The following is a 10466-nucleotide window of genomic DNA, read 5'->3' as shown; positions in this document are numbered from 1 at the left end:
GTATTTATTGAACAATCGCGAGGGAGATGTCTGCGTATTTTTCACAATTGGTGCTGCGAAGAAATAGGGATCTGCCGGACGATATTGTTTTGTTTAAAGCACTAGCGGCAGGCGCGCGGCGCAGACTCCTATGGGACGAGCTCAGCGCCTGCCGCTTTGTCAGATCCCATCAAAACAGCTCGTATGAAAAGAAGCAAAAGGATATTACGGTAAAAAATTGTTATTTGTCTACAGTCTGAACCGGCTATGTGCCGGTTTTTTTATATAAAATTTTTCAGTCAGAAAAGAAGGAATATTTCAACTATTATTGAATAATTAGTTTATGCATTTTTTATTTGGGTAAAGGTGGTGAATATGCGTGGAAATAACAGATGTAAGATTGCGCCGTGTGCAGACCGACGGCCGAATGAGAGCAATTGCGTCCATTACGCTTGATGACGAATTTGTTATACATGATATTCGTGTCATTGATGGAAACAACGGACTATTTGTGGCGATGCCTAGCAAGCGTACACCGGACGGTGAATTCCGCGATATTGCGCATCCGATCAATTCCGGTACCAGAGGAAAAATTCAAGACGCTGTGCTCTCGGAATATCATCGGACCGATGGATATGAGGATACAGAACTTGTGGCGCTGGAAGAAGCGGGTGCCAGCTCATAACCCGTTTATATGATGCCGCCGGAGACATTATTAGTAGCAGCATCCTGAATTATACGCATCAAGAGCCTACTTTTTATGTAGGGCTCTTTTTTTGCGTTGTCAATAATGTGTCAATTTCCGCGCGTTATTGAAATAAACGTTTTTTTAAGATATATTCAATATGGATAAACAGGTTAGGAGGCCTTTCATGACAAACATTTATGCTGTCATTCTGGCTGCAGGGCAGGGAACACGCATGAAGTCAAAATTGTACAAAGTACTGCATCCCGTCTGTGGAAAGCCGATGGTAGAACACGTTATTGATCAAATTACAGGTTTACATACAGAACAAATTGTCACAATCGTCGGCCACGGAGCAGAGAAAGTAAAAGCTCAGCTTGGCGGCCGTTCCGCTTATGCGCTGCAGGAGAAGCAGCTCGGTACGGCTCACGCAGTTATTCAGGCACAATCGATTTTGGAGGGAAAAGAAGGCTGTACACTCGTGGTATGCGGAGATACACCACTTATTCAAACATCGACAATGGAAGCCCTTATTAAACATCATGAAGAAACGGGCGCAAAAGCAACAATTTTAACGGCCCGCGCGGACAAGCCGGACGGATATGGGCGTATCATTCGGGGCGCAGATGGCTCTGTCAGCCGTATTGTTGAACATAAAGATGCCACAGATGAAGAGCGTGCTGTCAAAGAAATTAATACAGGTACGTATTGCTTTGACAACAAAGCTCTTTTTGATGCGCTTAAAAATGTATCAAATGACAATGTGCAGGGTGAATACTATTTGCCGGATGTCATTGAAATTTTAAAGGCAGCGGGCGAAACAATATCTGCACATCAGACAGACAGTTTTGACGAAACACTTGGTGTCAACGACCGTGTTGCACTCAGTGAAGCAGAACGGATTATGCGCGCACGCATTAATGAGCAGCATATGCGTGCAGGTGTATCGATTATTGATCCTCTTCATACGTATATCGGTCCGAATGTGGAAATCGGCCCGGATACAGTCATTCAGCCGGGCACTGTCCTTTCCGGCAAAACAACGATTGGCGCGGACTGCGTGATTGGACCGAACAGCGAAATCAGCGATTGTGCTGTCGGCGATCGGACAGTCATTCGCCAGTCCACGGCATTTAACAGCGAAATCGGTTCAGATGTTAACATTGGCCCGTTTGCGCACATCCGTCCGAAATCAGCGATTCATGATGAAGTGAAAATCGGAAACTTTGTTGAAGTTAAAAATGCGGCATTTGGGAAAGGAAGTAAAGCATCCCATTTAAGCTATATCGGTGATGCGGAAGTTGGAACCAACGTAAACATTGGCTGCGGATCCATCACCGTAAATTATGACGGAAAAAATAAGTTTTTAACGAAAATTGAAGACGATGTGTTCATCGGCTGCAATTCCAATCTTGTTGCACCGGTAACAGTCAAAAAAGGTGCCTATGTAGCGGCCGGTTCAACGATTACAGATGAAGTGCCGGAAGAAGCGCTTGCGATTGCGCGTGCACGTCAGGTAAATAAAGAAAATTACGTTCAAAAAATCTTTCCAAAAAACGATTAAAAAATGACAGTGGAGGTCATCATGAGCAACCAGTATTTAGATCCAAATTTAAAAATCTTTTCGTTGAATTCCAACCCGGGGCTGGCGAAGCAAATCGCTGAATTTATCGGTGTGGAACTAGGTAAAAGTTCGGTTACGCGTTTTAGCGATGGAGAAGTACAAATTAACATCGAAGAAAGTATTCGCGGCTGTGACGTTTACATCGTACAATCCACAAGTGGACCGGTAAACGAACATTTAATGGAACTGCTCATTATGATCGATGCGTTAAAACGCGCGTCTGCCAAAACAATTAACGTCGTCCTTCCGTATTACGGTTATGCACGTCAAGATCGTAAAGCCCGTGCCCGTGAGCCGATTACAGCGAAACTCGTAGCAAATTTGCTGGAAACGGCGGGAACAACCCGTTTAATTACACTGGATCTCCATGCGCCGCAAATTCAAGGATTTTTTGACGTTCCAATCGACCACTTAATGGGAGTGCCGATTTTAGGCGCGTATTTTCAACAAAAAGGCTTCAACAAAGAAGAGATCGTCATCGTATCACCGGATCACGGCGGTGTGACACGTGCCCGTAAACTCGCGGATCGTCTGAAAGCCCCGATCGCGATCATCGATAAGCGCCGTCCGCGGCCGAATGTGTCAGAAGTCATGAATATTGTTGGCAATGTAGAAGGAAAAATTGCCATTTTAATTGATGATATTATTGATACAGCTGGTACTATTACGCTGGCAGCGAAAGCCATTTCTGAAAGCGGAGCGAAGGAAGTATATGCGTGCTGCACACATCCTGTCTTATCAGGCCCTGCAATGGAGCGGATTGCAAACTCCAACATTAAAGAGCTCGTTGTGACCAATTCGATTGCACTTGCGCCTGAAAAGAAAACAGATAAAGTTGTTGAATTATCTGTGGCACCGCTTATTGGTGAAGCGATTATCCGCGTTCACGAAGAGCAGTCTGTCAGCACGTTGTTTGATTAATGAAAGTAAAAGAACCGGTTCTTTTTAAAGAGCTGGTTTCTTTTTTTTTCCTTTTTATGTTTATAAATCGTTCGTTCGGGGAATATACAATGATGTACACATAAAACGAACGATTAAAAACAGGAAGGTGACGAAAAGTAATGAGTAAAACATTAGAAGCGAAAAAGCGTCATGCCTTTACGAGGGCATCACTCACAGAAATACGTACAGCGGGGTCATTCCCGGCAGTTATATACGGAAAAGATGTGGAATCGGAACCGGTAGCTGTAGAGGAGAGCCAGTTTATTAAAGTCATTCGTGAAGTCGGGCGTAACGGGATGATAACGTTACAAGTAGAAGACCATAAACACGATGTAATTTTGCAGGAATATCAGCAGGACCCGATTAAAGGACATATCGTTCACGCCGATTTCCTTGCAGTAGATCAATCCTCCGAAATTACAGCACAGGTGCGTGTTGATCTCGAAGGTGAAGCTGTCGGATCAAAAGAAGGCGGCGTTATTCAACAGCCATTGTATGAGTTGAATGTAACGGCAAAAGTATCCGAGTTTCCTGAAAATATTCCGGTAAATATTTCAGAGCTTGCGATCGGCGATTCGATCTCGGTCGGTGACATTCGCAATAAATTTGATTTCGTCATTGAACATGAAGATGATGAAACAATCGTTTCCGTTCTTCCGCCGCAAAAAATGGAAGAAGATGCGGATGCCGAACAACCGGCTGAAGGAGAAGCAAAGGAATAACGATGATAAAGAACGGGTGGAGAGTCCTCTGCCTGTTCTTTTTTCATGCGCTCATGTATACTAAATATAACTGTGAAAATTGAGGTGCAAATGCGTATGAAACTAATCGTTGGCCTTGGCAATCCCGGCACAAAGTATGCGGGGACACGGCATAATATCGGTTTTGATGTAATCGATGAACTGGCTGCCCAGTTTGGGGTCCAGCTTTCGGAAGCGAAGCACAAAGGCGTATATGCCATCGCAAGAAAAGGAACGGAAAAAGTCATTTTATTAAAACCATTAACATATATGAACTTATCGGGTGAAAGCATTGGTGAAGTAATGCGTTATTATGATATCGATCCCGATGACGTGATCGTTGTATATGATGATCTGGATTTGCCGCACGGAAAAATACGGCTCCGTCAAAAAGGCAGCGCCGGCGGTCATAACGGCATTAAATCGACGATCGCCCATCTTGGTACGGATCAATTTAAACGGGTGCGTGTCGGAATAGGCCGTCCGGACGGTCCGGTTAAAACAGTTGATTATGTGCTGGGTAAATTTAGTGATGATGAGCGGATTGTGATGGATGAAGCGGTCAAAAGAAGCGCGGCTGCCTGCACAAGTGCCATCGACCATGCATTTATTGATGTAATGAACGAATTCAATCAATGATGGATAGTGTTAAAAAGCTTTGGGCGTATGCTCCAAAGCGTTTTTCTGTTTTGGAAAGGGGGCTAATAAATGAACCATTTACTGGATTTATTTTTAAAAAATGAAGAAGCACAATCGATCATGAACGGTATGGAAGCCGGGATGAAAGAGCAGCTTGCGGCCGGGTTATCAGGCTCGCTTCGGGCTGTTTTTGCGGCAGCTGCGTACCGGAAACTGCAAAAGCCGGTCATGATTGTTACATACAATATGCTGCAGGCACAAAAGCTATATGATGACCTGACACAATTTACATCTGAAGATCACGTTTATTTATATGCGGCCAACGAATTAATCGCTGCGGAAATAAGCATCGCGAGCCCTGAGCTGAGGGCACAGCGCATTGAAATGCTCAATCACCTTGCCTTGCATGGTACAGGTATTTACATTGTGCCGGCTGCGGGCCTGAAAAAATTGCTTCCGTCTAAAGAAGTATGGAAGCGACTTCAAAAACCGTTTACAGTGGGTGAAGATATTGATCTCGCGCACCTCAAGCAAGAGCTTGTACAAATGGGCTATGAGCGGGCGGATATGGTTTACGCACCGGGCGAATTCAGCATTCGCGGCGGAATTGTGGATATTTACCCGCTCACCTCTGAACATCCGATCCGTATTGAATTATTCGATACGGAAATTGATTCCATTCGTACATTTGCGCCTGATACACAGCGATCCATCGACAGTATGACATCTGTGCTAATTGGTCCGGCGGCGGAAATGCCGGCGTCGACAGAAGAGCTGGCTGCACTTGCCGGGCGACTTGAACAGTCACTCGCTGATACAGTCAAAAAAATCGGCAGTCCGGACGTCAAAAAGCAGCTGACCACTTTTATAGGTGCGGATATTGAAAAATTAAAAGAAGGCGTGCGTATTGATGGACTCGGAAAATATACATCTCTTTTATACGAAGAAACAGATGCTGTCACGTCTTATTTACCGGAAGACGGTATTATCTTTTTCGATGAAATGAGCCGAATTAAAGAAATAAGTGAGTCTCTTGAGAAAGAAGAAGCGGAATGGTACACAGCGCTCATTGAAGAAGGAAAAGCGGTACACGGGTTAAAGCTTGCACACTTGCTGCAGGAAACGGTGCAATCCGTCCTCCAGCCGTCTGTTTATTTATCGCTGTTTATGCGTCAGACGGCTGGAGGAAAGCCGGAAAACATCGTCAATTTTTCCGCGCGTCCGATGCAAAATTTTCATGGACAAATGAATGTACTGGAAGCGGAAATGGATCGCTGGAAAAAATCAGGAACAACCGTTTTGTTTTTAGGCGAAACAAATGAGCGGGTTGAAAAAATAAAAGAAGCGCTCCATGATTACGGGATGGAAGTCACGATGTTAAAAGGCAGGAATGAGGTGATTGAAGGCATTGCCCAGACCGGGCCCGGGGCACTTACATCCGGCTTTGAATTTCCGCTTTTAAAACTGGCTGTTATTACCGAACAGGAATTGTTTAATAAAAAAGCGCCGAAAAGCAAACGGCGTCAGAAGCTGTCAAATGCCGAGCGGATTAAAAGCTATTCCGAGCTGAAGGCCGGTGATTACGTTGTTCATGTCAATCACGGGATCGGGAAGTATCTCGGCATTGAAACGCTTGAAATTAACGGCGTTCATAAAGATTATTTGAAAATTAAATACCAGGGAACAGATGAATTATTTGTGCCGGTTGAACAAATTGAACTCGTTCAAAAATATGTAGGTTCAGAAGGCAAAGAACCGAAAATCTATAAGCTTGGCGGCAGTGAATGGAAACGGGTGAAAAAGAAAGTCGAATCATCCGTACAGGATATAGCGGATGATTTATTAAAACTTTATGCCGAGCGGGAAGCGGCAAAAGGCTATGCGTTTTCACCGGATGGGGATATGCAGCGTGAATTTGAAGCGGCATTCCCATATGAAGAAACTGAGGATCAGCTGCGCTCCATTCAAGAAATTAAACGTGATATGGAACGGGAACAGCCGATGGACCGCCTTCTTTGCGGCGACGTTGGTTATGGGAAAACAGAAGTGGCCATCCGTGCTGCGTTTAAGGCAACAGCGGATGGAAAGCAGGTGGCGATTCTGGTGCCGACCACGATTCTTGCACAGCAGCATTATGAAACGCTGAAAGAACGCCTTCAGGACTTTCCTGTAAAAGTAGGGCTGCTCAGCCGTTTCCGGACGCGCAAGCAGCAGACGGAAACGCTCAAAGGCTTGAAAGCAGGAACAGTTGACATCGTCATCGGGACACACCGCCTTTTATCGAAAGATGTGCAGTATCACGATCTTGGCTTGCTGATTGTCGATGAAGAACAGCGTTTTGGCGTGACACATAAAGAAAAGATTAAGCAGTTAAAAACAAACGTTGATGTATTGACGCTGACAGCTACACCGATTCCTCGGACACTTCATATGTCCATGCTTGGTGTCCGCGACTTGTCCGTCATTGAAACGCCGCCGGAAAACCGCTTCCCGGTTCAAACGTATGTTGTTGAACATAATCTTGGTCTTATACGTGAAGCTGTGGAACGGGAAATTGCCCGCGGCGGTCAGGTGTTTTATTTATACAACCGGGTGGAAGATATTGAACGCCGTGCCGATGAAATTTCCATGCTTGTACCGGATGCACGCGTTGCGTATGCGCATGGACAAATGACTGAAACGGAACTTGAAGCTGTGATTCTTGGCTTTTTAGAAGGAGAATCGGATGTTTTGGTAACGACGACCATTATCGAAACGGGTGTCGATATTCCAAATGTTAATACCCTGGTCGTACATGATGCGGACCGGATGGGTCTGTCCCAGCTGTATCAAATACGCGGACGTGTCGGACGCTCAAATCGTGTGGCCTATTCATATTTTATGTACCGAAAAGACAAAGTGCTGTCAGAACCGGCGGAAAAACGGCTGCAGGCTATTAAAGAGTTCACCGAGCTTGGATCGGGCTTTAAAATTGCCATGCGCGATTTATCAATCCGTGGTGCCGGAAACTTGCTTGGCGCACAGCAGCACGGATTTATTGACTCAGTCGGATTCGATTTGTATTCGCAAATGCTGAAAGAAGCGATCGAACAAAAACGCGGCGGTGACATGCAGGATAAGACGCCTTCATTTGAAGTGGATGTGTCAATTGATGCCTATATCCCCGATTCGTACATTGCGGACAGTGCGCAAAAAATCGATATGTACAAGCGGTTCCGTTCGGCCGATTCGTTTGATGAAATTGCTGAATTAAAGGAAGAGATGACGGATCGTTTTGGCGATTATCCGGCAGAAGTGGCGGATTTATTTAAAGTGGCGGAAATGAAAGTTCATGCAGCAAAAACGAAGCTGGAATCGATGAAGCAGTCCAAGGATACAGTCACCATTTTAATGAGTGCTGACGGAACGAAAGAAATAGACGGCTCAAAAGTATTTGCCATCTGCAACAAGTTCGGCCGTATGTGCGGACTCGGCATGGATGAACAAAAACTGAAAATAACGATTGATTGTAAAAAGGCTCCTGAGCAGGGCTGGTTTCATGCTGCGTTTGAATTGATCAGCGAGCTTGAGACCGCAAAAAAACAAGCATAACACGATGTATAGAATGCCTTTATTGAAAGATACTAACACCATAGCAAAATGTTCTGATATTTTTATGGTGAAAGAGAGGCATCTGAACATGAAAGCAACAGGTATTGTCCGCCGAATTGATGATCTTGGCCGCGTGGTTATTCCGAAAGAAATACGCCGTACCCTTCGTATCCGGGAAGGGGATCCATTGGAGATTTTTGTGGACCGCGACGGCGAAGTCATTTTGAAAAAATATTCGCCGTTTACAGAGCTTGGTGATTTTTCACAGGAGTATGCGGATGCGCTGTATGACAGCTTGAATTATTCTGTGTTAATTTGTGATCGGGATACAATCGTCTCAGCAGCCGGTGTAAAAAAGAAGGACTTTGTTGAAAGGAAAATCGGTCCGGTCGTCGAAACCGTCATTCAAGAGCGGCGTTCTGCTGAAGGGAACGGCACCCGCGAAGTGGAATTTGCCGATGGCCGAATGGTTCAGACTAAATCGTATTTCATTGCGCCGATTATTGCGGCCGGAGACTCGATTGGCGCAGTCGTGTTATTTTCAGAAGATCGGTCAGCAGGTGAAGCGGAACAAAAAGCGGCGTTTGTCGCAGCTGCTTTTTTTGGCAGACAAATGGAGCGTTAACCCGGACTCCCGGCTGTGGAGCCGGGTTTTTCTTTGCAAAAATGCTGGAAATGAGTAAAGTAGTGGCAGAGGTGGTCGTGTGAAGGAAAGAAATGAATTGATAAAAGGTGCGTTGCTGTTAACGATTGCGGCATTATTTGTAAAAGTATTAAGTGCTGTTTATCGTGTCCCTTTTCAAAATATTGTCGGTGATACCGGCTTCTATATTTATCAGCAAGTATATCCGCTATATGGCATTGCAGCAGGACTTGCCGTGTCGGGCTTTCCCATTGTGGTTTCGCGCTGCATGGCCGAGTCAGATGAAAAATCAAAACACGCATTGATCCAGACAGCTTTTTTTACGATTAGTTTAATCGGAATAATTTATTTCATCATTATTTTTATTTCTGCAGACTGGATGGCTTCAGCAATGGGCGATGGACAGCTGAAACCGCTTATTCAGCTAAGTGCTTTCTTCTTTTTGGCCATGCCGTATATGACCGTCCGGAGAGGTGCATTTCAAGGTGAGGGAAAAATGATGCCGACAGCAGTGTCACAAATAGCTGAACAATCTATTCGCATAGTATGCATTTTACTAATTTCCTCTTATATTGTCTTTTCAGGACGGACCCTTTATGATGTCGGTTTCGGTGCGGTTGCCGGCTCCTTGCTTGGAATGACTGCATCGGTCGGAGTACTGTGGCTGTACAGCAGGAAAAGGAAAGATTTTACCCCGATGCAGCTGGATGTCCAAATGATGAAAACGATGATGATTAGAGGCAGCGCTGTTTGTCTATCTGCTTTAACACTTGTGATGCTGCAGCTTGCTGATTCGTTTCAGCTGTACAGTGGGCTTGTATCATCCGGTATGCCGGCAGAAGAGGCGAAGCAATGGAAAGGCGTGTATGACCGCGGGCAGCCGATGCTTCAGCTCGGTGTGGCTGCATCCGTTTCCATTGCGTTAACAGCTGTACCATTCATCACAAAATCGGTGAAAGAAAAAGATTCCCGTGCTGCTGCAGCTTACAGCCGGACAGCACTGAGGGTCTGTTTTGCACTTGGGCTGGCTGCTTCAAGCGGTCTTGCGGCTATCATGATTCCACTTAATACGATGTTATTTGAGACAAAAGACGGGTCTGGTGTACTGGCTGTGTTTGGGCTGGCGATCTTTTTTTATTCCATTATGTCAACGATGAATGCTATTTTACAGGGGAACGGGAATGATTGGATGCCGGCAGCCGGAACTGCGATTGCCATTATCTTTAAATGGACCGCTAATGCATTTTTGATTCCGCATTACGGATTATATGGCGCCTCAATGGCAACAGTGTGTTCCCTGCTCGCCGGCGTTTTGGTTTTAGCTGTCATTGTAAGAAAAAATCAAGTGGAGCCGCTGTTTACGGGAGTGTTTATGTTGAAAACAACGACAGCCTCCTTTGTCATGGCTGCTGTTGTTTTCTTATTGGTTCAGCTTTTACTCCCGGAAGAGGGGGACCGGGTTATGAACGGTTTGACGGCAATAGGCGGTGCGCTGCTCGGAATCTGTCTGTTTATTGCTTTCATGGTAAAATGGAAAGTGTTGAATGAAGATGAACTGCGATTCTTGCCTTTCGGATCGAAAATCATTAACTGGAAGGCAAAGCGCAATATGAGGATGTGACG

8 protein-coding genes are annotated in these 10466 nt (G+C 45.2%); all 8 read left to right on the top strand.

The window, feature by feature from the left end:
• Positions 1-358 precede the first annotated feature (358 nt).
• The 8 genes from spoVG (at position 359) to BTO30_RS00120 (ending at position 10464) form a co-directional block, all read left to right on the top strand.
• On the top strand, positions 359-664 hold the full coding sequence (spoVG, locus tag BTO30_RS00155) for a septation regulator SpoVG (protein WP_075396696.1): 306 nt from the start codon (positions 359-361) through the stop codon (positions 662-664).
• A 187-nt stretch (positions 665-851) separates the two neighbouring features.
• The gene (glmU, locus tag BTO30_RS00150) at positions 852-2228 is read left to right on the top strand and encodes a bifunctional UDP-N-acetylglucosamine diphosphorylase/glucosamine-1-phosphate N-acetyltransferase GlmU (RefSeq protein ID WP_075396695.1); all 1377 of its coding nucleotides are present in this window, start codon (positions 852-854) and stop codon (positions 2226-2228) included.
• Positions 2229-2249: 21 nt separating this feature from the next.
• Entirely contained in the window at positions 2250-3209 is a 960-nt protein-coding gene (locus BTO30_RS00145) for a ribose-phosphate diphosphokinase (RefSeq protein ID WP_075396694.1), read from the top strand.
• 140 nt (positions 3210-3349) lie between these two features.
• On the top strand, positions 3350-3952 hold the full coding sequence (locus BTO30_RS00140; RefSeq protein WP_075396693.1) for a 50S ribosomal protein L25/general stress protein Ctc: 603 nt from the start codon (positions 3350-3352) through the stop codon (positions 3950-3952).
• A gap of 96 nt (positions 3953-4048) precedes the next feature.
• A complete protein-coding gene (gene pth, locus BTO30_RS00135) occupies positions 4049-4609 on the top strand; it encodes an aminoacyl-tRNA hydrolase (RefSeq protein WP_075396692.1) in 561 nt (186 codons plus the stop codon).
• Positions 4610-4678: 69 nt separating this feature from the next.
• Positions 4679-8200 carry a transcription-repair coupling factor gene (gene mfd / locus BTO30_RS00130; protein ID WP_075396691.1) on the top strand — a complete coding sequence of 1174 codons (3522 nt, stop codon included), beginning with the start codon at positions 4679-4681 and terminating at the stop codon, positions 8198-8200.
• An 88-nt stretch (positions 8201-8288) separates the two neighbouring features.
• Positions 8289-8825, top strand: coding sequence for a stage V sporulation protein T (gene spoVT / locus BTO30_RS00125; RefSeq protein ID WP_075396690.1), 537 nt, complete (start codon positions 8289-8291; stop codon positions 8823-8825).
• Between the two features lie 79 nt (positions 8826-8904).
• Positions 8905-10464, top strand: coding sequence for a putative polysaccharide biosynthesis protein (locus BTO30_RS00120; RefSeq protein WP_075396689.1), 1560 nt, complete (start codon positions 8905-8907; stop codon positions 10462-10464).
• Positions 10465-10466 lie beyond the last annotated feature (2 nt).

This window comes from Domibacillus antri (assembly GCF_001936625.1).
Taxonomy (GTDB): Bacteria; Bacillota; Bacilli; order Bacillales; family Domibacillaceae; genus Domibacillus; species Domibacillus antri.
This window is presented reverse-complemented; position numbering and strand designations above follow the sequence as displayed.